3 protein-coding genes are annotated in these 1,163 nt (G+C 58.7%); all 3 read right to left on the reverse strand.

Annotation, left to right across the window (positions count from 1 at the left end; all coding sequences use genetic code 11):
- Positions 1 to 376 (reverse strand): TRAP transporter large permease subunit (locus WH50_RS25995; protein WP_116453736.1); only part of this gene is annotated, 376 nt, incomplete at its 3' end.
- Positions 376 to 897: a TRAP transporter small permease gene (locus tag WH50_RS26000; protein WP_110185891.1), complete on the reverse strand. Its 522-nt coding sequence runs from the start codon at positions 895 to 897 to the stop codon at positions 376 to 378. The genes WH50_RS26000 and WH50_RS25995, both read right to left, overlap by 1 nt.
- A gap of 77 nt (positions 898 to 974) precedes the next feature.
- The coding region (locus tag WH50_RS26775; RefSeq protein WP_480285501.1) for a hypothetical protein at positions 975 to 1,163 on the reverse strand (189 nt) is incomplete at its 5' end.

Here is a 1,163-nt window from a genome sequence, read left to right on the forward strand (position 1 = left end):
TCATCGGCAGCAGCAGCGTAGCCAGTGCCGCCGTATCGGCGATGGCAGAGCCGGACAGGCTGGCCAGAATCACCGACGCAATAATGGCGACAAACCCCAGTCCACCACGACGATGGCCGACACAGCTGATGGCCAGATCGATAATGCGGCGGGAAATACCACCGGCATTCATCACCTCACCGGCCAGTACAAAGAAAGGCACCGCCATCAGCGGGAAGCTGTCAGCACCACTGACCAGGTTTTGCGCCACCAGCTGGGCATCGAAGAAATCCAGGTGCCACATCAGCACCACGCCGGTCATGATCAGGGCAAAGGCAATGGGCATCCCCAGAGCCATGAAGCCCATCAGGGCGACAAGGAACAGACCCAGAGTCATTAATGCGTCTCCTCGTCAGCATGGAAGGGGTGGCTTTCACCGGGAATATAGGCCTTTCTACTACCGGTCAGGGCGCGCATCAGATTGGCGAAGATATACAGCGCCATGCCCAGCGCAGCGACCAGCCCTGCACCGGCCATCAGTGCCAGCGGATACTTCATCACGGTAGAGGTAATGCGCCAGCCGATCTGGTACTGATGCCAGCTCCCCTGCCAGAACAGCCACAGGGCATAGAGCATCAGCCCGTGGCTGACGATCATGCATAGCTTGCGCAGCGGTGCAGGCAGTGCCCGCTGGGCCAGATCAAAACCAATATGGATATGGCGCCCGGTGGCCAGCACCGCGCCGAGGAAAATCAGCCAGACGAACAGCAGACGGGAAAGCTCTTCCGACGCTGCAATGCCGGAACCAAACACATAACGCAGGATCACGTTGCCGAAAACCGCGACGAACATCACTGCCAGCGCGGCAGCCATCAGATACTCGATCAGCTTTTCAACACGGTTGATGAGGGCTGTCATCTTATCTTTATCCTCATTCATTCACTCATTCGGCCGCAGCGGCGCTTGCCGGAGCAGGCGCCAGGACAACAAGTGACTCAGAGACTGAGTTTTGCCATGGCATCACTCACCAGGTCATCCGGGCTCTGGCGCACGTCACAGACGGCCACACCCGGCTCCTCCAATGGCTCTTCCAGTGTGCCAAACTGACTGTCGAGCAGAGACGTCGGCATGAAATGCCCCTGCCGCGCAGCCATCCGTTGCTTGATAGTGCTGTAGCTACCCTG

Source organism: Pokkaliibacter plantistimulans, assembly GCF_003194385.1.
Taxonomy (GTDB): domain Bacteria; phylum Pseudomonadota; class Gammaproteobacteria; order Pseudomonadales; family Balneatricaceae; genus Pokkaliibacter; species Pokkaliibacter plantistimulans.